The sequence below is a fragment of the Marinobacter sp. 1_MG-2023 genome (assembly GCF_030549045.1).
Taxonomy (GTDB): domain Bacteria; phylum Pseudomonadota; class Gammaproteobacteria; order Pseudomonadales; family Oleiphilaceae; genus Marinobacter.
In genome coordinates, this window is record NZ_JAUOST010000001.1 from 13797 (window position 1) to 36030 (window position 22234).

At 55.1% G+C, this 22234-nt stretch carries 20 protein-coding genes and 2 riboswitches; of the genes, 12 read left to right on the forward strand and 8 right to left on the reverse strand.

Translation table 11 applies throughout. The annotated features are described in order from the left end of the window. The first annotated feature begins 28 nt into the window (after positions 1–28). Positions 29–643 (forward strand): TetR/AcrR family transcriptional regulator, encoded by a 615-nt coding sequence (locus Q4606_RS00110; RefSeq protein ID WP_303595060.1) that lies wholly within the window; start codon positions 29–31, stop codon positions 641–643. 263 nt (positions 644–906) lie between these two features. Beyond that, entirely contained in the window at positions 907–1143 is a 237-nt protein-coding gene (locus Q4606_RS00115) for a hypothetical protein (RefSeq protein WP_303595475.1), read from the forward strand. A gap of 7 nt (positions 1144–1150) precedes the next feature. Here the strand turns inward: Q4606_RS00115 and Q4606_RS00120 are convergent, their stop codons facing one another. Then, complete coding sequence (locus tag Q4606_RS00120; protein WP_303606313.1) at positions 1151–2191, reverse strand: AraC family transcriptional regulator; 1041 nt, start codon at positions 2189–2191, stop codon at positions 1151–1153. A gap of 88 nt (positions 2192–2279) precedes the next feature. Between Q4606_RS00120 and Q4606_RS00125 the strand changes: the two genes are divergently transcribed. Continuing rightward, the gene (locus tag Q4606_RS00125; protein ID WP_303606314.1) at positions 2280–3893 is read left to right on the forward strand and encodes an FAD-dependent oxidoreductase; all 1614 of its coding nucleotides are present in this window, start codon (positions 2280–2282) and stop codon (positions 3891–3893) included. A 58-nt stretch (positions 3894–3951) separates the two neighbouring features. Further along, positions 3952–5610: an acetolactate synthase large subunit gene (locus Q4606_RS00130; RefSeq protein WP_303606315.1), complete on the forward strand. Its 1659-nt coding sequence runs from the start codon at positions 3952–3954 to the stop codon at positions 5608–5610. Positions 5611–5670: 60 nt separating this feature from the next. Here the strand turns inward: Q4606_RS00130 and Q4606_RS00135 are convergent, their stop codons facing one another. From Q4606_RS00135 to rlmF, 3 genes are all read right to left on the reverse strand, one after another. Further along, entirely contained in the window at positions 5671–6213 is a 543-nt protein-coding gene (locus tag Q4606_RS00135; protein WP_303606316.1) for a hypothetical protein, read from the reverse strand. A gap of 13 nt (positions 6214–6226) precedes the next feature. After that, on the reverse strand, positions 6227–7378 hold the full coding sequence (locus Q4606_RS00140) for a hypothetical protein (protein ID WP_303606317.1): 1152 nt from the start codon (positions 7376–7378) through the stop codon (positions 6227–6229). A 124-nt stretch (positions 7379–7502) separates the two neighbouring features. Beyond that, positions 7503–8477 (reverse strand): 23S rRNA (adenine(1618)-N(6))-methyltransferase RlmF, encoded by a 975-nt coding sequence (rlmF, locus tag Q4606_RS00145; RefSeq protein ID WP_303606318.1) that lies wholly within the window; start codon positions 8475–8477, stop codon positions 7503–7505. A 93-nt stretch (positions 8478–8570) separates the two neighbouring features. On the opposite strand from rlmF, the gene Q4606_RS00150 reads away from it, so the two are divergent. The 3 genes from Q4606_RS00150 to Q4606_RS00160 all read left to right on the forward strand — a co-directional run bounded on the left by Q4606_RS00150 (position 8571) and on the right by Q4606_RS00160 (position 10573). Beyond that, a complete protein-coding gene (locus Q4606_RS00150) occupies positions 8571–9281 on the forward strand; it encodes a pseudouridine synthase (protein WP_303606319.1) in 711 nt (236 codons plus the stop codon). Then, entirely contained in the window at positions 9268–9624 is a 357-nt protein-coding gene (locus Q4606_RS00155; protein WP_303606320.1) for a YkgJ family cysteine cluster protein, read from the forward strand. Before Q4606_RS00150 ends, Q4606_RS00155 begins: the two co-directional genes overlap by 14 nt. 82 nt (positions 9625–9706) lie before the next feature. After that, complete coding sequence (locus Q4606_RS00160) at positions 9707–10573, forward strand: phytanoyl-CoA dioxygenase family protein (RefSeq protein WP_303606321.1); 867 nt, start codon at positions 9707–9709, stop codon at positions 10571–10573. Positions 10574–10870: 297 nt separating this feature from the next. Here Q4606_RS00160 and Q4606_RS00165 read toward each other — a convergent pair whose 3' ends face one another. Further along, on the reverse strand, positions 10871–12310 hold the full coding sequence (locus Q4606_RS00165) for a sodium:solute symporter (RefSeq protein WP_303606322.1): 1440 nt from the start codon (positions 12308–12310) through the stop codon (positions 10871–10873). Positions 12311–12408: 98 nt separating this feature from the next. Continuing rightward, positions 12409–12516, reverse strand: a riboswitch (TPP riboswitch). Positions 12517–12596: 80 nt separating this feature from the next. Then, a riboswitch (TPP riboswitch) is annotated at positions 12597–12692 on the forward strand. A gap of 58 nt (positions 12693–12750) precedes the next feature. Here Q4606_RS00165 and Q4606_RS00170 point away from each other — a divergent pair. The 3 genes from Q4606_RS00170 (at position 12751) to Q4606_RS00180 (ending at position 15827) form a co-directional block, all read left to right on the forward strand. Next, on the forward strand, positions 12751–13524 hold the full coding sequence (locus Q4606_RS00170; protein ID WP_303606323.1) for a 3-oxoacyl-ACP reductase: 774 nt from the start codon (positions 12751–12753) through the stop codon (positions 13522–13524). Beyond that, on the forward strand, positions 13524–14837 hold the full coding sequence (locus tag Q4606_RS00175; protein WP_303606324.1) for an LLM class flavin-dependent oxidoreductase: 1314 nt from the start codon (positions 13524–13526) through the stop codon (positions 14835–14837). Before Q4606_RS00170 ends, Q4606_RS00175 begins: the two co-directional genes overlap by 1 nt. A 69-nt stretch (positions 14838–14906) precedes the next feature. After that, entirely contained in the window at positions 14907–15827 is a 921-nt protein-coding gene (locus tag Q4606_RS00180; protein ID WP_303606325.1) for a lysophospholipid acyltransferase family protein, read from the forward strand. A gap of 4 nt (positions 15828–15831) precedes the next feature. On the opposite strand, the gene mltF is transcribed toward Q4606_RS00180, so the two are convergent. Beyond that, positions 15832–17220, reverse strand: coding sequence for a membrane-bound lytic murein transglycosylase MltF (gene mltF, locus Q4606_RS00185; protein WP_303595038.1), 1389 nt, complete (start codon positions 17218–17220; stop codon positions 15832–15834). A gap of 189 nt (positions 17221–17409) precedes the next feature. Here mltF and Q4606_RS00190 point away from each other — a divergent pair, with 189 nt between their 5' ends. After that, positions 17410–19284, forward strand: coding sequence for a hypothetical protein (locus Q4606_RS00190; RefSeq protein ID WP_303606326.1), 1875 nt, complete (start codon positions 17410–17412; stop codon positions 19282–19284). A 6-nt stretch (positions 19285–19290) separates the two neighbouring features. Here the strand turns inward: Q4606_RS00190 and Q4606_RS00195 are convergent, their stop codons facing one another. Beyond that, the gene (locus Q4606_RS00195) at positions 19291–19746 is read right to left on the reverse strand and encodes an MgtC/SapB family protein (RefSeq protein ID WP_303606327.1); all 456 of its coding nucleotides are present in this window, start codon (positions 19744–19746) and stop codon (positions 19291–19293) included. Positions 19747–19786: 40 nt separating this feature from the next. After that, positions 19787–20953 (reverse strand): AI-2E family transporter, encoded by a 1167-nt coding sequence (locus Q4606_RS00200; protein ID WP_303606328.1) that lies wholly within the window; start codon positions 20951–20953, stop codon positions 19787–19789. A gap of 238 nt (positions 20954–21191) precedes the next feature. Here Q4606_RS00200 and Q4606_RS00205 point away from each other — a divergent pair, with 238 nt between their 5' ends. Continuing rightward, a complete protein-coding gene (locus Q4606_RS00205; RefSeq protein WP_303595032.1) occupies positions 21192–22202 on the forward strand; it encodes a DctP family TRAP transporter solute-binding subunit in 1011 nt (336 codons plus the stop codon). Positions 22203–22234: the final 32 nt, after the last annotated feature.

Here is a 22234-nt window from a genome sequence, read left to right on the forward strand (position 1 = left end):
CAAGTCCAAATAGGCGAATACCCATTTAATGAACAAATACAACATCCTAGAGAACAGGTTTCCGGGCCGCAGAGCTGCGCTGAAAAGAGAGATTCTGGAACAGGCGCTGTATTGCTTTAATGAGCTGGGGGTGGAAGCCACCACCATCGATGCCATCAAAGCCCGCTGCGACACCAGTGTGGGGGCGATTTACCATCACTTCGGGAACAAAGAGGGTATTCTGAGTGCGCTCTTTTTTGCCGCCCTGGATGATCAGCGACAGCATCTGGAGCAGGAGCTGGCCGGGGCGAACAGTCTGCGGGAGGCTGTGTTTTGCATTATCGGGAGCTATCTGGACTGGGTTGTGGCCAACCCGGAGTGGGCCAGGTTCCTTTATCAGGCGCGTTCCCCAGTCGCCAAGGGGCCGTTTCAGGAGGAGCTGAAGGACCGAAATATCCAGAATTATCGGAAACTGAAAGACCAGTTGCTTGGTTTCAGCAAGGGCGATGTCAAAATTGTTCAGCCCTTCGAGATTCTCTTCTCTCTCATCATAGGCCCGTCAGAAAACTATTGCAGAGCCTGGCTGTCTGGCCGGGTCAAGGGATCACCTCAGGAGTATCGCGGAGAATTTGCTGAATCAGCATGGCGCTCGCTGCAGTGGTAATCTACCTGGCCATAGCTACCAAGAATTGTTGGGGGACAATTTTTTCACCGCCTCATGGACTTCGTCAATTTTGAGTGAGTTGCTGAAGGGCCCTGGAGTATTAGCCGAAGAATATTCGTCCCTGGAATGCTGTATCTGAAATCGGGCAGAGGGTATAACCAAAGGCTGAAAAGGCTTTAACAATTCGGGCTGACAGCCTGGCTGCGCTCGTGCGTAGCGGTCAGCTACGATATCACTGTCCAATGTTTGACTCCGAGAAGATGATGCCTGATTCAGACCACCGCCGTGCGCTCCTTGAAGTTATCCCCGACGTTCGCGACGGTCTTACCCGCACCGAGCGCACTATCCTTTATGTACTGCATGAGACCCAGCGGGAGCTGAACGGCCGTAACGTTCCGACTGCCATGTTGTACGGCAGGGTGCTTGAATACGTGGATATGAGCGAGGCAGAGCTCCACCTTTATCTGGACCGGTTGGGCGTGAAAGGAGATGGCAGGTAACGGTGGATCAACTGAAGGATTCTGGCCCAGTTGGTCGCAATAGCGGTTGCCCCTGTTTGCGCCATCGCACTGGCGGCATGCCTGTCCACCGCCGGAAGGCCCGGTAGAAGGGGCTTACCTCGGCAAAGCCCAGCGCCTCGGCTATTTCTGGCAGCGCGATGGTGGAATCGGAAACTGCCTGCAGAGCTTTCTCTCTCCGTACGTCATCCAATAACCCATCAAAGGTTTTACCTTGTTCGCCAAGCCGGCGGGCGAGGGTGCGTTCGCTTATGCCCAGGGCGTCGGCCGCCTCGGCCCGGCGGGGCAGAACAGGTCCCAAGCGAGCGGCCAGCCACTGCCGTATTTCCGGAACTGAGGCACTGTTGATGGAGAGCGCGGCCAGGCGGGCGGTGGTGTAGCGCTCGTGCACTTGCGCAAGCTGCGGATCTGCCTGGGGCAGGGGTTGGTCCAGAACGGTGTTGTTTACCAATATGCCACTGAAGGCCTGCTCGAACTCTACCGGGCAATTAAACACGGTCTGGTATCCCGCCAGCGGCCCCAGCCGGGGTTGGCTGAATTGCACACGCGCCGGTTGCATTCGGGTCCCCGTAACCCAGCTTCCGAATCCTACCACCGAGGCCAGCACCGCCTCGATCTGATGCGGGCTGAATGCCAGCCGGCCCTGCCTTGGATGGTACACCAGCCAGGTGGCAGCGTTACCGGCGACAACCTGGAAACGCCCGCCATCGGAGATCAGCCGCTGAAAGCGCTGAACCATCACGATGGCTTCCCGCAGCGTGGCGGCAGACTGCAGAGCAAAACCGACGCCGCTGATACTCATCGGAGAGAACTCTGCGCCCACTTTCAGGCCGAAGCCGGGGTCACCGGTGCAGCGTTCGGCGGCGTGCCAGAGGCGAGTGATATCGTCGATCGGCCACCGTTCCAGTTCGCAGGCAGCGTGCGGAATACCGGCGGCTACCAGCAGTTGGTCGGCGGACACAGACAGTCGCTCTGCGGCACCGATCACGGTGTTAATCCAGCCAATGGAAACGGTGGCCTCTAACGTCAATTTTATTGGCCTCTTAAGTCAATTTTAAAGCCATGGTACCGGTATATCTTTGAAACTGACAACTCATTGCAATCAGATCGGATGCGATATGGCCAAGGTAATTACTTCAGATATCCTGGTGGTCGGCGGCGGGCTGGCTGGTATTGTCGCGGCTCTAGAAGCCCTGCGCGCCGGCAAGTCTGTTGTCCTGGCCGACCGGGATACGGAAGAACGCATGGGCGGCCTGGCATTGTGGGCTTTTGGTGGCATGCTGCTGGTGGACACGCCATTGCAGAAGCGCATGAAAATTGCCGACACGCCGGAGATTGCTCTGGCCGACTGGCTCAGCTTTGGCGAGTTGGCGTCCGACGAAGACTTGCCCCTCCAGTGGGCCCGTTACTACGTGGAGAATTCACGCTCTGAGGTCTACGACTGGCTCAGCAACGAGGGCATTAAATTCCTGCCGGCTGTGAACTGGGTTGAGCGCGGTCGTTTTGGCGATGGCAACCGCCTGCCCCGGTACCATGTGATCTGGGGCACCGCCCGGGAACTGGTCCGCTGCCTGGTGACCGCTCTGCACCGGGAGAACACCAGCGGCAAACTCACCCTCCTGCACCAGCACCGCATTACGGAACTGGACCACGAAGCAGGAAAAGTGAGCGGCGCCCTGGCCATCAACGAGGCCACTGGTGAGGAGGTCCGCTTCGCCGCTTCCGCCGTGGTTCTGGCTACCGGTGGTATCAATGGCAGTCACAAGGAATGCCGCGCTAACTGGCCCGTTGATCGCCCTCAACCTGCCCGTATGCTGAACGGTGCTCATCCTTACGCCGATGGCCGCATGCATCACTGGGTGGCCGACACCCTTGGTGGCAAGATTACCCATGCCGGCGAAATGTGGAATTACGCCGCCGGCTTTGCACATCCGTACCCTCATTTTCCTGGCCACGGCCTTTCCACCATTCCCTGTAAATCAGCCCTCTGGCTCAACCATCGGGGCGAACGGATTGGCCCGGAACCTCTGGTGACCGGTTTTGATACCCACTGGTTATGTCAGCGGGTGGCGGAACAGGAAAAACCCTGGACCTGGCACCTGCTGAACTGGCGCATCGCCGCCAAGGAATTTGCCATCTCAGGCGCCGAGCACAACGCCCGCATCCGTGAAAAACAGTTCCCCCTGTTTGTGAAAGAACTGTTGCTGGGCAACCACGCTTTGGTGCGGCAGATGCAACATGAAAGCCGGGATTTCCTGGTGGCAGATAGCCTGACTGAACTGTCCGCAAAGATGAATGCGCTGACCTGCTCCCACGACGTCGACGCGGCAACGCTGCAGGCCACGGCAGATACTTTCGATGCCAACTTTGCTGCTGGCACCAGCCTGCATGATGATCCCCAGATCCGGCTGATTCAGCATGCGAGGGAATGGAAGCCCGACCGTTTACGCACGTGCAAACCCGAGCCTCTCCAGAAGCCCGGCGCCGGGCCCTACATTGCTATTCGCATGCAACTGATTACCCGCAAGAGCCTGGGTGGCCTGCAAACCGACTTGCAAAGCCGCATTCTGGACGCTCAGGGCCAGCCGGTGCCGGGCCTTTATTGTGTGGGAGAGGCAGCTGGGTTTGGGGGCGGCGGCGCCAATGGCAAGCGTTCCCTGGAAGGCACCTTTCTGCCCGGGTGTATCATGACGGCGCGGTCAGCGGTGCGCTCCATTTTGGCGGGAAACTGATCGCTATGGGCAAAACACTTTACCGAACATTCGAACACTCAGAAGCTGGAGAACAATAATGACAAACGGCGCACAAGCCCTGATGAAAACCCTGGTGGATGCCGGTGTTGAGGTTTGCTTCAGCAACCCTGGTACCAGTGAAATGCATTTTGTTGCTGCTCTGGATGCCGAGCCCGGAATGCGCGCCGTCCTTGCTCTTTTCGAGGGCGTCGCCACCGGTGCTGCTGACGGCTACGCCCGCATGGCGGATAAGCCGGCCGCCACTCTGTTGCACCTGGGTTGCGGCTTGGGTAACGGGCTGGCTAACCTGCACAATGCCCGCAAAGGCAAGGTGCCTGTGGTGAATATTGTTGGCGACCACGCCACCTATCACGTGAAATACGATGCTCAGTTGCAATCGGACATCGAAACCGTCGCCCGCAACGTTTCTCCCGGTTTTGTCCGTACGGCCAAGAGTACAGAAACGCTTTGCCAGGATGCTGCTGAGGCCATTGCCGTCGCCCGTTCAGCGCCAGGCCAAGTGGCTACACTGATATTGCCTGCGGATGTTTCCTGGGGCGAGGGTGGTATCCCTGGCGCACCACTGGCGCCGCCGACACCGCAGCCGGCAGAGGATGCCATCGTAGAGGCCATTGCCGCGGCCATCCGCTCGGGCAAGAAAACCGCACTGCTGATGGGCGGCCATTCCCTGCGCGAACCCAGTATTCTGGCGGCGGCTAAACTGGCCGCACACAGCGGCGTTACCTTGTTGGCAGAAACCTTTCCAACTCGCCTGGAGCGCGGTGCCGGCCTGCCTTACATTGAACGCCTGGCCTACCTGGCCGAACTGGCCGCGGTGCAGCTTACCGATGTGGAACAACTGATTCTGGTGGATGCCAAGGCGCCCGTTTCCTTCTTCGCTTACCCCGGAAAGCAGAGCTACCTGGTACCGGATACCTGTGAGGTACATACTCTGGTCGCCCCGGACCAGGCTATCCTCGCCAGCCTGAACAAACTTAACGATGCCGTTGGTGCCAGCCAGACAGAACCGGAACTGCAACCCGCTAAACGGCCGGGCCGTCCGAGAGGCAAACTGACCGCAGAGAAAGTCTGCAAAGCCCTTGGTCATCTGATGCCGGAGAACGCCATTATTGTGGATGAGGGCATCACCTCCAGCCTGATGCTGTCAGCAATGACCGCCGGCGCTCCTCGCCACGATATGATTACCCTCACTGGCGGCGCCATCGGCCAGGGCTTGCCGAATGCGGTGGGTGCAGCGGTGGCCTGCCCGGATCGGCCAGTGTTCGCGCTGATTGGTGATGGCACCGCCATGTACACCATCCAGGCCCTCTGGACTATGGCCCGGGAGCGGCTTAACGTAACTTCCATCATCTTTAACAATGCCTCTTACTCCGTGCTTAACATAGAATTGGAGCGCGTAGGCGCGGAAGAGGCGGGAGAAAAAGCCAAATCCCAGTTAGACCTGAGAGGCCCAGTGATCAACTTTGCGGAAATGGCCAATGGCATGGGTGTGCATGGCGTACGGGTGCACACCGCCGAGGAAATGGCGAGAGCTCTGGAGTATGCCGGGAGAATGCCGGGGCCGCACCTGATTGAAGCCGTGATACCGGAATCTCTGAGCGGAGTGAAGCGCAGGATCCTGCCGTGGATGCTTCGCTCCTTGCCCAGCCTTCCGCTATCGGTTTCCAGGGCATTGAAGCGCAAGCTGGCGCCGTGAGGCGGTATGAAAGTGCCACCTCTCGTCTGACGCAGTGTGGCCTTTCCTTGAAGCAAAAACCTACAGGAAGTGGTCTTCTTCAAGGGCATTGATAATTCTGCTGCTCATGGCGGGAGTGGACTGGTCTACATAGTCCTTGTGCTCTTTCGCCAAGTTCCCGAAGTAAAAGGGATGAGTCACTACCTTGCTGCTGCCGTCGAAAAAGTACTCTTTTGCCGGGTTGCCATATTCATGTGTCTCGACACGGACATGGTATTCCGTTGTCGTGGTAATCGGCAGGATGAAAAAGGACGCAAGGGGAAGGATGATGGACGCCATGTCCGCGCCGTTTTGCTCCAATCGGCACTCTGACTCCAGAAAGAGCGCCAGATCAGCACTGCCTTTGGTGTCTGCCTGGGTGTAATCCAGGGACTCAAAGCGCTTTTTCAGTTCTTCAATTAGCGTGCCGTCATGACAAGAGGGGTCGCTGGTGTTGGTGCTGGCGATGTAAATACTCTGCTTTGCGGTTGTCGCTTGTGTATTGATGCCTTCGTCACTGGGAGGGAAGGCGACGGCGCACCCGAGTAATGAATGTGCCAGAGCCAGGAGTAGCAGATATTTCATCAGGTGTGCCCTTTTACTGTTTGTATTCACAAGTGTGGGTTATTTGAACCACACAGCGGTATTCCTGGTTGCGGTTTTCTACGCATTCTTTTTTTGCCATGTTCGGGTCGTCGAGAGTTGTAATTGTGCCCCTGTAATTCTCCCGGCACTGCTGTCTGGCCTGGGTGTCGGCATTCGTGGTGGCCAGGTCCAGGGCTTGAGCATAAGCAAAGTGCATGTCAGTGGTGCCGCGGGCCTGGATTTCCGCTGTCACCGTCTTCGCGGCCGGTTTCTCTGCTTTGGGTGCGGGCTGTGGTTGCAGGCGACTCTGTGTCGGCCTTCCGGAAGCTGAGCCCTGTGGTTGAGTGGTCGCAGCCTGTGGAAGCGTCTGGGGTGAAGGGTAACTCATGTTATAGGATGGCGTGCTGTAGGTTGTTTTCAGTGGATCATAGCTGGTGGCCGACATATTATCTGCGGCTTTTGCCGCCGCTGAAATAGTGCTGCTCCAGTCGGTTTCGGCGGCGGTTTCAACGGCGACACCAATAGGCATTACGATGGTATAAAGCGTTCCGGTGACAACTCTCATAACAATGGCGCCGCCCTCAATATCCTTGTCGTTTTTCACTTTTTCCAGATCCTGGGTGACATCCAGGCCATTGGCTTCTTTCACCAGAAGATCAAATATACGGATACTTCTGGAGATGGCGTCCGTGGCAATGGCTGTTTTCTTTCCGCAATCGATCGCGTTTTTTATATCAGACATGCGCGAGGCTTCGTGATGGCCTTTTGTCTCAATATCCACATCGAACAATGTTTGGGGGTGTCGTTCCAGGGTCGCGAGGATGTAATTGGTAGAGAGGGTGCCCTCGGTCGTGTAACTGAGGTTGGTTTCTTTACATTCGATGCCGCTTTCCGCGACCGAGGTGTTGATTTTCAGTGTGTATAAATGGGAGTCGGAGCCACTGAAAAGGTTTCGGTTTTCCTGGAATTTCTCTTTGGCGGTTTCCTGTAATGCAGTGAGAATGTCGCCATCGTTAGAAATTCCGTAAATAGAGACGCGTGCCAGAGTACCGTCATATGCTGACTGTTCGAGGTCTTCGCCCTCGAACTGGATGCTCTTGTTGCTGCAGCCGCCAATTGTCAGGGCCACAGCCAGCAAAAAAATAACTTGCTTAAAATAAGTCATGTTCTGCTTTTTATATAAAGGAAAATTGAGTATTACATGAAAGGTGACGCGGCTCAGTCTGTTTTGGGTAACAAAAAGTGTTCATAGCCGAATAGGTAAAAGATATTCAGTGGCAGGTTGTCAGCTAATCCGGAGTTTTAATGAACGTCCAGGCCAGTACTCTCGTAATTTTATTTCCTTGCTTCATTTCTATTTCTCGTATGTCCGTGGCACCCAGTTTATGAATAAGTTTTTTTGCGGGCTTTATGTTGCCACTCTTCGAAACCAAGCTGGTAAACCAGCGGCATTGAGCTGAGTATATCTGGCTTTCTTTTATCAGTTTTTTCAGAAACATGCGCTCGCCACCCTTGCACCAGAGCTCTGCGTCCAGGCCTCCAAAATTGAGGGTGGGAGAGTTTGAGGGTGTTGACGGGGCGGCACCGCGATTGTGCGCAAGGTTGTTGGTTTTGCGCTGGCTGCCTTTGCGAGCATCCTCTTGCGAAGCATGAAAGGGCGGGTTGCATACGCTGACATCAAAGAATTCGCCCGCTTGAATGATGCCTTCAAAAATACGGTTTCTGTCTTGCTGCCTGCGGAGTGTGAAGCGGTTTGCCAGTTTAGGGTTTTTGGCAATTATCGACGCGACATTATCAAGTGACCGTGCACTGATATCTGTACCAACACACTGCCAACCATATATTGAGCAGGCCAGTATCGGGTATATCCCGTTGGCACCGGTTCCTATATCAAGCATCGCGATTCCAGGCCGTGCCCCGGAAGGCTTTTGGGCGGGCTCTCTCACTCCGAGTAACTCGGCGATGTAGTGGATGTAGTCAACTCTGCCCGGGATGGGTGGGCAAAGGGCACCTTCCGGAATATCCCAATCGATAATGTTGTAGTATCGCTTGAGTAGCGCGGCATTCAGGGCTTTAACTGCCAGTGGGTTGGCAAAGTCTATGGAGAGATTACCGTGCGCGTTTGCTTTTACATGTGGGGCTAACGGCGGGTAACTTTTTGTGAGAGACGGAAAGTCATAGCCCTGATTGTGTATGTTTCTGGGGTGAAGGCGTTTTTGGGCCGGTTTGGTCTGGCTCTTTTTACCTCGATGGAGTGTACTCAATGGGATGGGCCCGAGGGTTAGCTTCAAATGAAATGGGGGGATTGATCCTGCCCTGAATTGTAACCGCAATAGAATGGCTGTTGAAGATAAACCATGAAGTCCAGGACCAGTCGGCTCGATCGTTTTATTAGTCAGAACAGTGATTTTTCAATGGCGGATACCCGCCTTCTGATTGCTCAGAAACGTATTCTTCTAGATGGGAGCGTGGCGCATTCCATTCAGCAATCGGTGACGGAATTTACTCGGGTTGTTCTGGATGGTCGCTGCCTGAAAGACAACCAGCCTGTCTATATCATGCTGAACAAACCCCGAGGAGTAGTCAGTGCGACGAGAGACACCAGGCACACTACAGTGCTGGATCTTGTTCAGCACCCCCGGAAGAGCGAGCTGCATATTGTTGGGCGCCTGGATCTGAATACCACCGGGCTGGTTCTTTTAACCAATAACGGCGCCTGGTCGCGCAATATAAGCCTGCCTGAAACAAAGCTTGAAAAGACGTATGAAGTGACGTTATCCAAGCCATTAACGGAGGAGTACGTTGCTGTTTTCAGGGAAGGCATCTATTTTGGCTACGAGGGTATTACGACCAAGCCGGCACGCCTGGAGATTCTGTCTGATTACACCGCAAGGCTTTCACTGACTGAGGGCAAGTATCACCAGGTTAAACGGATGTTCGGGTTTTTTCAGAATGAGGTGCTGTCGCTTCATCGCGTCTCTGTTGGACGCATTTCCCTCGAAGGACTTGATGAGGGGCTCTGCAGAGAACTTACGGCTAAGGAGATTGCAGTAAATGAAAACCGGTAACCAGAAAATCATCGCGCGACTGCGGGAGCACATTCCTTCTTTTGAGTGTGTTCCGGGTTGCCACGATTGTTGCGGGCCAGTGACGACGTCTCCGGAAGAAATGTCACGCTTACCGGTAAAGAGTGATGCCGAACACGAGGCAGCATTAGAAGATTTTAATTGCGTACATCTTGGCCCGGAAGGATGCCGGGTTTATGAGGAGCGCCCGTTGATTTGCCGGTTGTTCGGTACGACGCAAAATATGCCCTGCCCAAATGGTCGCCGGCCGGAGCAAATGGTTGACGCCGACATTGAGCGACAGGTTCATGGCTATATAGCCAATACACGGCAGGTGTTGGTGTAACTGCTTTAAGATAGGATTCAATATAGCGGGCTGGAAATTGGTAGTTGCAGCTCGTGCGGGACCACTTTTGAGAGCCCTCTCTATGCCTGATAAGAAAAAGATAGAATCTGTTCTGGAGCTAACTGAAGATCTTGCCGCCACGCACAAATCGTTTCGGTCGGATGAAAGCAGTTCTGAAACTCTCAAAAATCAGATCGCCCAGGATTTCGAGGCCGTTATGAGGAACGGCTATGTGATCATTGAGAAGCTTCTTTCGGTTTCGCAACTCGATTTGATTCGCGATGCTACCCTGCCATTGCTCGGGAAGGCTGGCCGCAACACATTTGAAGGCGTAAAGACGCAGCGGCTGTATAACGTGCTCGAAAAAACCCGGGTGATTGATCTACTCGCAACACATCCCCGCATCACGGGGCTGTTGGATCGTCTTTTTCAGCCGAATTACCTGCTCAGTCAGGCTCAGATTATCAATATTCTGTCTGGCGAATCGGCACAGCCGCTGCACTACGATGATGGCTTTTACCCGGTTCCACGTCCGCGTCCACCCTTTGGTGCGGCCACTGTTTGGGCGATTGACGAGTTTACGGAAGACAACGGCGCTACGGTGGTTATTCCTGAAAGCCACAACCTGGGCAAGGAAGTAATCACTGACCGCTCACAGGCAATACCCGCCGTGATGCCTGCGGGTTCAGTCGTGTTCTTTTTGGGGACGCTCTGGCATGGAGGGGGTGCTAACCGCTCGGATGCGGACCGTCTTGCGGTAACCTGCCAGTACTGCGAGCCCTGGTTAAGGCCGCAAGAGAACTTTTTTCTTGAGCTTAGCCAGAGCACACTTTCCCAAATTCCTGAGCAGCTGCTGAGCATGGTGGGTTATTCAATCCATCCACCGTTCATGGGCATGGTAAACGGTATGCATCCCAAGCGAACCTTGCAGCCAATCAAGCCTGAATAACGTCAGGCGATTGCACGAGGGGCGTTTTTTCGCTCCTGATGCTTTTCTTAGTTTCCTAGAACGTTCGTTTCATTCTTCTTTGATTTCTTGGCCGCTTTCTTTTCCTTTGCGGTTAAAAGCGGTTGTTTTTTGGTGTCCTTTTTTTTGTCCTGTCCTTTGCTCATTACATGTACTCCTGTTAGTGCGTGCTTTGGCATCAATAAAGAATACGATGCTGATCACGCAGAACAATCAGTATGGCCCCAATCACAAACAACGGGAAGGACTTGTTGTTTTGTACGAAAGCCCCGCAGCTTTTTACCCTTCCAGATTCCGAACCCGCTGCGCCAGTATGGAAAAATCGAAGAGCTTTCCTTTGGGTAGAAGCAAGAGCAGTAGCGATACGGCTATAGGCACCAACGATGCCAGCAGGAACGATTCCAATAAGTAGGTAGTGGGAGCCCCCGGCGCAGGAAATACTGAAAGCCCGGCAACAAGACCGGCCAAAGTACTGAGGGCAGCGTTGTAGTTCTGGTAGCGAGCGTTGTAGAAGCCAAAAAATACCGGGAAGGCTGCGGCACAGCACAGCAGGTCTGCCAGCAAAAACAGGTAGAGCACGCTGTAGCCCTGGGCCGCGACGAACAGCACCGGTACCGACAGCAGGATAATCAGCCAGCGCGCCAGCGAAAGCAGGCTATGGTTGCTCAGTCTGGGCAGTAATCGGCGCAGGTCGACCACCATAATGCTGGTCAGCCCGCTGATGGTGGAGTCGGCGCTGCTCATAATCAGCGCCAGCCCGAAGGGTAACAGACCAACCGCAAACCAGAGTGGTACATCTGACAATAGCACGCTGAAGAGCGCCACCGAACCGTCCCCGGGCAAGTCCAGCCCCACGAACGCCAGCCCGAATAAACCCATGATGAAGATAATGGGAAAGCTCAGCAGGCCACTCATGATAAATCCGTTCCGAATGACCTTGTTATCGCGGGCGGCGAAGATGCGTTGCCAGGTTCCCTGATAAAACAGCCCGGTAAGCACCACGGCAATAAAGAATGTGAGCCCGGATTTCAGGCCGTTGATGTCCAGCGGGTCCAGCAGGTGCGGCGCTTTTGCCTGCAAGCCATGCAGCGCTGGAGCAAGGCCGCCAGTGGCTTGCCAACCGAAGGCGACCAGTAGAACCAGAAAGGGCAGGATCACCAGCATCTGCACCCGATCGGTAAAGATGGTTACTCGTAGGCCGCCATAAAGGGTATAGAGCAGGGTGGCTGCCATCACTATGCTGGCGGTAAGCCACAAGGGTACCGGTGCCAGTAGGGCGACCATTTTTGCGATGGCGGTCAGGCCTGCTGTCAGGCTGATAAACAAGTAGAAGATCATGATGATCAGCACGAAACCGTACATCACCCGGCCATAGCGACCGAGTACAAATTCGGTGAGAGTATGGCCTTCTGGCATGAGTGTGCGAATGCGGTTGCCCAGAGGAATCATGATCAGGCGCGGTGCCAGTGCGCCCAGAGCGTAGCCGGTAATCGCGCCAATGCCGCCCCAGGTTGCGGCCTGCGCCGGCCCGAACAGAATCCAGGTGCCCAGGGTGGTGGCCAGCAGTGTCAGCAGCGTGGCGGAGCTGCTCTGGCTATTTCGGGCGACCAGAAAATCGTCGAGTTGGTCCTGTTTTCGGCGGGCGTATATCAGGCCAGGTATGGCGAACAGAGCGGCAAATAAAACCAGCCACACAAGTGCAGTCGAGGAGCTGAGCATCCGTTATCTTCCTTGCCTTTGAGGCGTGTAGCGCAATCGCCAAAAGTTGCTTGTTTGCGTGGCAGGCGTACAGGAAGAAGGGGCACACAGGCTTGTGTGCAGCAGGCACTTTCCTTCCCTTCGCCGGCATTACCCGAATCAGGTTCGAAGGGTTACCGCATAGCATGCGGAGTCTCAGCCGTTAACCGGCTCCCCCAGGAGTGTCGACAGAGTAGGAAGTCTGTGGGTACTTGTCAATTGCAGCTATCCTGTCCTACATACCTGTGCATTTGATGTGCTATGGTTTCGACTCGACACGGGGTGTCCTGCACGCAGGGCTGAGATAACACCCGTTGAACCTGATCCAGTTCACACTGGCGAAGGGATGTCAGCCGCAGGCGCAGCCGGGATGCTGTGCCGCATCTGCCTATTCATACCTTCGCCTCTCTTTTGAGGTGTCTATGCAAAATTCTTTAGGTCTTGATCAACAACTCGTGCTGGTAACAGGCGGTGCCCGTGGCCTGGGTGAGCACCTGGTGCGCGCTTTCCTGCGTGAGGGTGCCAGAGTGGTGATCAACTATCGCAACAGTGCTGAAGCAGCGAAAAAGCTGGCCAGCGAAGTGCCGGAAAGGGCGCTGGCGGTGCAGGCAGACGTTACTGACAGCAAAGCGGTAAAGGCGATGTTTGCGTCTGCTCTGCAGCATTTTGGTATGCCGGTGACTACCGTGATCAATAACGCCCTGCCGGACTTTTCCTTCAATGGCGATGCCCGCGCCAACGCCGAGCAATTGACCTGGGAGCACCTTAACCAGCAGTTTTCCGGCGTGGTTGGCGGTGCCCTGAATACCACCCAGGCGGCGTTGGATGGTATGCGAGAAGCGGGGTTTGGGCGCATTGTGAATGTCGGCACCAACCTGTTTCATAACCCGGTTGTGCCTTATCACGATTACACCGCCGGTAAAGCGGCTTTGCTGTCACTCACCCGTACTCTGTCGCAGGATCTCGGGCCGGACAATATCACTGTGAATATGGTGTCTGGCGGTCTGCTGCGCACCACCGATGCCTCGGCCGCTACTCCGGAGGCCGTGTTCGATTTCATTGCTGCCAGTACGCCGTTACGGCGGGTAACCACGCCGGCCGAGTTTGCCGATGCCACACTGTTTTTTGCCTCGCCCTGGTCGCGATCTGTTACCGGGCAGAACCTGGTGGTTGATGGCGGCCTGGTGAAAAACTGATGGCGGCCTCTTCTTCCTGCCAACGCATGATGCACATCAACCTGTTCCTGATGGGCTGCGGCCACCACCGGGCGGCCTGGCGCCACCCGGACTCGGCGGTAGAGCAACTGGGCGATATACGTTACTACGAGCGCCTGGCGCAAACCGCCGAACGTGGCAAACTGGACGCTGTGTTTTTCGCCGACAGCAACACGGTGGGTAACGTCTCCGATGGCAGTTGGTGGTACCTGGAGCCTCTTACTGCCATTGCTGCCATGAGCCGTGCCACCGAATACATCGGCTTTATCAGTACGGTTTCCAGCACGTTTTATACGCCGTTTCACGCAGCCCGCCTGGTGGCCTCGCTGGATCATATTTCCGGCGGGCGTATCGGCTGGAATGTTGTCACCTCCATGTTTGATGTGGAAGCGCGTAATCACGGCTATGAATCCATGCCGGGCCATGCCGAACGCTATCGCCGGGCCGATGAGTTTGTGCAGGCCGTGTTGGGGTTGTGGGATTCCTGGGCCGATGACGCTCTGACCTTTGATCGCCAGGGGCATTACGCCGACCCGGCCAAGGTAAAGCCGATTAACCACCAGGGTGAGTTCTTTCGCGTGGACGGGCCGCTGAACGTACCACGTCCGGTACAGGGCCACCCGGTGTTGTTCCAGGCGGGCGCCTCGGAGCAGGGGCGTGAGCTGGCGGCCAGATGTGCAGAGGCCATTTATGCGGTGGCCTACGATTTGCCAGCCGCGCAGAGTTACTACCGGGACATAAAACAGCGCGTCAAAGCCGCGGGGCGGGACGCGACGGTGCCTGTTCTGCCGGGCCTGGTCACTTACGTGGCGCCCACCGAAGCGGAGGCGCTGGCGAAGCAGCGTGAGCTCGACGAGTTGTTGCCCGCCGATGCCTCTTTGCGCCAGCTGGCCATGTTCATTGATCAGGACTGTTCGGGCTGGGAACTGGACGCGCCGGTTCCACCTTTGCCTCCGTTGGAGGAATTCAGTGGGCCGCAGGGGCGTTACAGCACCATATTGCGCATTATTCAGACTGAACAGCCCACGTTGCGTCAGTTGTTGGGCCGGCTTGCGGCGGGTGGCGGCCATTGCACCATGGTAGGCACGCCGGAGCAGATAGCCGATAAGATGGAGTTCTGGTTCAACAATGAAGGCGCGGACGGCTTCAACCTCATGCCGCCGTCTTTACCCTCCGGTATTGAAGACTTTATTGAGCAAGTGGTGCCGGAACTCCAACGGCGCGGTCTTTTCCGCAAGGAGTACCAGGGCCGTACTTTGCGAAGCCATCTGGGGCTGACCAGGCCTCATGTTTGATAAACAGAACTACCCTTTCGACCGTAATTGTGTCAGGTTCACGGTCTCTGTTTAAGCGGGTTTTGACCTATGCGTAGATCTTCCAAAAAGAATAAACAGCCGCTTTGGCACCCGCGTTTATGGCCCTCGTGGGCGCTGGTATTTATGCTGTATCTGCTGTCGTTTCTGCCTATGTCTTCCAAGCAAAAACTGGGAAGAAAGCTGGGTTGTTTTCTTGGTGGCAAACTGAAATCCCGCGCTCGCGTGGCTAGCCGTAACCTGGCTATCTGCTTTCCCGGTCTAAACGAGGACGCCCGAAAAAAACTGGTGCAGGATAATTTTATCGCTTGCACACGCGGTTTTCTGGAGAGTACCCATGCCTGGTGGCGGGATATGTCGCCTTATTACGAAGCTACCGAGGTGCAGGGGCTGGAGCACCTCAAAGAGGCGCGGAGCAAGGGCAGAGGCGTATTATTGGTTGGCGGTCATTACAGCATTTTTGATTTCGCGTTACCGTTGATTGCCTGCCACCTGAAAAACCCGGGGTACGTCTATCGGCCCAATAACAATCCGGTTATTGACCGTATGATTGAAAATGGCCGGCGCCGTCATTTCAGTATCCGACCCTTCACCAAGCGTGAACTTCGGCCCATGGTGTCATTTCTGAAAAAGGGCGGTGAGGTCTGGTTCGCTTGTGATCAGGATTTTGGCCGCAAAACCGAGTTGTTCGTGCCCTTTTTCGGTGTCGAAACCGGATGTATTACTTCCCCAAGCTATATAGCAAAAGTATCCGGAGCCGCAGTGGTGTGCGTAAGCCACCTGCGCATGCCCGACGGGGGCTATCGAGTAGTGTTCTCTCCGGTGCAGGCGAATTTTGGAGCCGATAAACACAAGGATACGGAGGTCTGGAATCGCTACATTGAAGACGCGATTCGTGAACAGCCTGATCAATACCTGTGGCTGCACAAGCGCTTTAAGACCCGCCCCGAAGGAGCAGAAAAGGTCTATTGAATGGCTAGTCGAATGCCGAGCTGATGACGTCGCGATAGTTACGGATACGCTGCACGTAGTGCACCGGCTCGTAACCGCGAGCGTAGCCGTAGCGGGTATTCGGGTAATACCGTTTGTCGGCTTTCAGTGGCAGTACTTCTTTCATGTCGTCCCAGGAATCCGGGTTTTTACCCAGGTCCCTCGCCAGCTGTCGGGCGTCCAGCAGATGGCCACGACCAATGTTGTAGCTCGCCAGTGCCAAAAAGGTACGATCCGGCTCGGGAATGGTATCCGGCAGCCTGCGGTGGCGGTCTGCCAGGTAGCGGGCGCCCCCATCAATGGCGGCTACAGGGTCGAGTCGGTTCATCACGCCCAGGGATTCCGCGGTGCGCCGGGTCAGCATCATTATGCCGCGAACACCTGTGGGGGAGATGGCCGATGGGTCCCAGTGGGATTCCTGGTAAGCCAGTGCTGCCAGTAAATCTGCTGGCATGCCTGTGGCTGCTTCCGCCGCCGAGAAGCGGCTAATAAAGCCGGGAAGGCGTTCGTCGATGCGGCGGTTGAGCGCCCGTAGGTCGACGAAGTCGAACTCACCAATGTAGGCGTAGTAGTGGCTTTCTACATCAGCTATGGCTTCGTCGCCCTCGGTGCTGTTCATCCATTCGTGCGCAACTCCCGCCAATTCATCGGAGTTTGCCGGCAGGTACCAGCCCAGATTGTTGCCCTTGGTCAGGGTCATGGCTACTTCGAGATGAGGGAAGTGGCGCCGCATGACCTGGACAATATTGGAGTCTGCCACAGTACAGTCGATGGTCTGCTGGGCCACTTCTGACAGCAGTACTTCGGTTGTTTTACTGCTATCTTCGGTAAATATGATGCCTTCGTGATCCTTGGCAAGTTTGTTCAGTGTTTCCACGTAACTGGATGCGGCTGTTACCGTAATGCCTACGCCGGGTATGTTTTCGGGCACCCGGGGCATGGGGCGCATCTCACGGTGGCATACCAGTTGTTCCGTAATTTCTGTGTGTGCGGGGCCGCGGGTAAATTTCTCGGTGCGCGAAGGCAGGTGCGTCAGCCCGGCAGCGGCCATGTGGGTGTTGCCGGATTCCAGTGCGTTTAACACAGCGGCGGTTGAATCGTACATGGTCCAGTTGATGGTCCAGCCTTGGCTGGCAGCAAATTCCGACGCCAGGCTATATTCCGGCCCAGTCGGATTTTCATGGCGATCAAGGTAATAGGTGGTGGAGCCATTGCGTGTGGCTATTTCCAGCACGCCTGTTTGCTCCGGAGGTGCCAACTTTTCTGCCGGCTTGGCACTGACGTCAGGACCAGAGTTGCCCTGGCTACAGCCAGTCGTAATAATGAACGCCAGCGGAATAAATACTCCGCTCAACATGCGCAGCTTGTGAGCCATGAAAGACCTCGGCGTTTGCTCTCTTACTGTCATAAGTATTTTTACGTGTCTTAAGGAACAACATATCACATTGATTTCGCGAGGCGTAGGCAGTGGGCTTCTGCAACTGATACATGCCTATTGCTAGCACCAGAGTTCTTGCGTTCCGTAGTTAACCCCCAATGCCAACCAGGTAAAAGATTCGACCCAATGGATTTGTTCTCGAAAGTCAGCACCAAACCACATTACGAGTCTTATACCTGGGGCAAACACCGCAGCATTTTTGCATCCGTCACTTATTGGCTGATTTTCGTTCTCAGGGTTCTTTCTCCCCTGCAGTGGATAAAGTTCATATTCCGGAAACGGCAAGCGGCCAATAACGATGAGAAAGAGCGCGTGGATTTCCATGCCATGCACTCAGAGCTCTATCTGCTGGTGGTGTTATGCCTGTCGCTGGCGTTCTACTTCGCCCCGCCTTTCGTTCCAGCTTTGCCTGGTATCCCTGAGGCAGTCGCTACCGGATTGAGTCTGCTGGTGAAAGCCATTGCTGCGCTGCTGCTGTTTGAATCGGTGATGTGGCTGTTTTACTACATGTTGCTGCGGATTCTGATCGAAAAGCATCTGACCATATTCAACGAGGCGGAGTACTTTATTGCTCTACCTTTTGTGCTCGCAACGCAGTTTTTCCTGTTGGCAGGACTAATGGGTGTCAGCGTGTCCGAGGTGCTGGCGCTGGCATTGAGCCTGGATTTTGAGGGGTATCGGAGCAGTCAGACTGCCCAGCTGGCCATTGGCACCTTCGGATACATCTACACCGCACTTATCATTGCCAACATCATTAACCTGATCCCTCCAATTCCCGTTGGCAGGCGCCCGAATATTACGATCATTGGTGCGGGCGATGTGGTTCGGGAGCGTATGCTGCCTGCGCTGATCGGGGAAAAACTCTACTTGCCCGGCCAGATCGCCATCATCAGCGATTGTATTGATGAGAGCTTTCAGAATCAGCTCAGGAAAGAAGGCGTGGCTTTTCAATTACTGAAGAGTAGTGCGAACAGTGAAGAAAAAGTGCAGGAGGTGGTCAAGTTCATTAAAAAACGATCGTCTTATGCCATTGTTGCAACGCCTACTGCGAGTCACCTCGCTTATGTGTCCGCTCTGGCAAAGGAAGGCATTGTTTTCGGTGTTGAAAAGCCGTTGGTGGGGACCGCCGCAGAGTTGGCGGTTCTTCGGCAGTGTCAGGACCAGCTGATGGAACGGGGATTTTTGTTCAGTTACTACTGGCTGGAAAAAGCGCTGCCCCTTAACTATTTCCTTACGTTGAATCCTCAATACCAACGATTTCTTGAGATCAATGTGAAAGGCAGGCCGTCAGGTCGCCCTGTGGGGGCCGATGCGCTTGCTTATCTGCGACTGCAACTGGGCAAGCTTGTTGGCGTTGATATCACCTTTTTTGAAGGTGAGGATCCCCGCGAGTGGAGCCTGGCAAAGGAAACCGGAGGCCTGTTCTTCGAGACCCTGATACACCCCATAACACTTCTGAGCCACGTGCTGGAAGAGCCTTTGCAGCTGGCAGATTTGCAGGCTGAGTGGCACCTACTCGAAAATTTGCCTGACCGGCTGGGCAGCAAAGCGCTTTCCTTGAGTGATTATGGCGCCAGTTACGTGTCATTGCGTTCGAGGCCCGGTGCTACCAGTGCAATCAATGTGCGTACAGGTAAGTTTATGGGGGCTAAAGAGCGATCGATGGTGATGCGGTATGCAAACGGCCTTATCCATATGGATCTTGATGCCCGGCAGTGTTCAATCAGCTGCCCCCAGGCAGGATCACTGGCGGAACTGACCATTCAGGCTCGTGGAGACGTACCGGACGGGGAAGGGGCCCCAAAATACGATATTCAGATGACGCTCTTCGACAGTTTTGTTCACAATCAGGGGTACTGGAGTGCTCAGCGTTATGACGATTACCCCAACCAGATTGATGTACTGTCTGCAATGACAGACTGGTTGAAAACTGATCTTGGGGAATCCCACTTTTACCGGCCAATAGCCCTGAGTGAGACGGAATACAGAAAGCTGGGGTAACGCTTTTCAGTTGTCCTTGATAACCTCATGCTCGAACCGACCCAGCACCGCCATAATAATCAGTGCCATCAAGGTAACCATGCCCGCGAGGGCGAAGATGCCAAGGCCACAGGCCACGCCGATGGCTCCCGCCATCCAGATTGAAGCCCCGGTGGTAATACCCTGAACGCTGCCGCGACTCTGTATTATGCTGCCGGCCCCGAGAAACCCGATGCCTCCGATGACACCTTCAACAATACGGGTCGGGTCGATGCGGGCTGAGGGATCGCCTTCTGCAGTGGCGAACAGGATGTGCATGCCCATGATGATAAAAGCGGACGCGCCCAGAGAAACCAGCATGTGTGAGCGCAAGCCCGCCGCCTTGCCCCTTAGCTCTCGCTCCAGGCCCAGAAGCAACGCCAGGCCGGCCGCCGCAAGAAGCCGGATAAACATATCCAGTACAGGGATTTCAGTATCGAACATGGCGTGTCTCCCGATTTTTGTTTAGCTATCTGCTCTTGTCCTATTTGCCCAGTAACTCGCCAACCGGGCGAAGATTTACAATATGATCACACAGAGATTTTATGATCATCAGAAGCGGTGTTGCTATGATCAGCCCCACCGGCCCCCAGAGCCAGCCCCAGAACAGAAGCCCGACAAAAATCGCCACGGCATTGAGGCTTGAAACCTGACTGGTTAGCCATGGGGTCAGCAGATACCCCTGAATGCTGGTAACCACCAGTGATGTGGCGGCGACAATGATCGCCATATTCAAGTCACCAAACTGGATGAACGCCGCAACACCAGTGCCAACCAGCACCAGAAATGGCCCCAGATAGGGAATTGCACTGGCTACACCCGCTACCACGCCCCATAGCATCGCCTGCTCCACTCCCAGGGCGAGGAATGCCAGCCAAGTCAGAACCCCTACAAACAGGGCACCAACAAACATCACGAACAGAAAGCGCCGGACCTGATGGTGGAACTCGTTCATGATTCTGGCGGCTTTGCGCATGCGCCCGAATGACGGGCCAGAGATTTTCACAACCTTGCGCTTGTACAGCGACCCGGCTGCCAGTATGAAATACACCAGTAGCAATACTGAGAAAAGCTGGGATACAAGCACGATTGCGGCAGGCGAGCCTTTCAAAACGTATTGCTGAACATCCATCGGTTTATCCACCACACGAACAGGCGTTACACCCTCGTGCGCCGGGTGCCTGTTGCTCTGGTCCTGATCAGCAGATTCCTCGATTTTCTTTGCTGCAGCCTGGGCCTTTTCCATAAGGCCTTCTTCTGTATCGGGAGCCCTGGCCTCCTTGCGCTGGAACTCGCTGATCGCCACAGGAACCTTGTCCAGCATAGCCATGGCTTCAGATTGCAGAGGGATACTGGCGGCAGCGATCGACCCCAGCATCAGAACCATTACGATGGCCGCGCTCAATGGCCGGGGGATTCTGAATCGATCAAGTGTTGATGCCAGGGGGTCCAGCGCATAGCTGATCATTACCGCGACCACCAGAGGCAGTAGCACGGCTTGGGCCCAGTCTATGAAAAAGAGGGTGGCGATGCTGGTGAGAATAACCAGTGAAAGGCTGCGTATGTTAACGGCTTCAAGTAGTGCCTTATCAGGCTTGGCAATGCTATTTACTTGACTGCTTCCGGGTTCACTATGCTCGTTGCTTTCCATGGCTGCCACTGTGCTTTGAGGATTTCATATCCAGCATAGTGTAGACGCCAATGGTTACGAGAACATAAAAACAACGGATATGTAATGAGGTGGCAGTTCTGCCACGTCAGGAAATAGATCACCAGCCCCTGTTGTTTTGTTTTGCGTCTCAGCAACACCCCCTCCTATAATTGCCCATTGCTGCGATGTGTCCGGTGCTTCGTCGCACGCTCCCTTGCCAACAAAAAAGGAAAATAAAATGCTGAAATCCCGTTCCTTGATCGCTGTTGCTGCGGCGACTCTGCTGCTCAGCTCTGCGGCGAACGCTCAATACAAAGATGAATACACGGTTTCTACCGTACTGCCGTCGGCGTTTCCCTGGGGCCAGGCTGCGGATAAATGGGTCGAGTTGGTGAAAGAACGCTCGGAAGGGCGCATTAACATGAAGATCTACAGCAATTCACAACTGGTTTCTGGGGATCAGACCAAAGAGTTCTCCGCCATGCGTTCAGGGCTGATCGATATGGCCGTAGGCTCCACCATCAACTGGTCGCCTCAGGTTCCGGAACTGAACCTGTTCTCCTTGCCATTCCTGATGCCTGACAACGCGGCCATCGATGCCATCACCCAGGGCGATGCAGGTAAAGCTGTATTTGAAGCGATCGAAAAGCGCGGCGTAACTCCGCTGGCGTGGGGCGAGAACGGCTTCCGCGAGTTGTCGAATTCCAAGCTCGCTATCAGTGAACCAGCCGACCTGGAAGGCCTGAAAATCCGGGTTGTAGGTTCGCCATTGTTCCAGGACACATTCTCCGAACTGGGCGCGAACCCGACCCAGATGAGCTGGGCGGATGCCAAGCCCGCACTGACCACTGGTGCAGTCGATGGCCAGGAAAACCCGCTGTCTGTTTTTGACGTGGCACGTATTGATCAGGTCGGGCAGGAGCATCTCACGTTGTGGCACTACATGGCCGATCCGCTGGTATTTGCGGTCAGCAACCGTGTTTGGGGCCAGTTCAATGCCGAAGATCAGGCACTTTTGAAGCAGGCGGCAATTGATGCCGGCAAGTGGGAAATCGAAAAATCCCGCGCCGAGCTTGAGGACACCTTACAAGCCATCAAGGACCGCGGTGTAACCGTTACGGAACTGACCCAGGCGCAGCACGATGCATTTGTAGAAGCAACCAGTGCAGTCTATGAAAAGTGGACACCGCGCATCGGGGAAGACCTGGTGAAGCAGGCCCAGTCTGCTGTCGCCAACCGCAAGCAGTAACTCGCTGTTGTACAGGCACCTGCCGGTTCCGG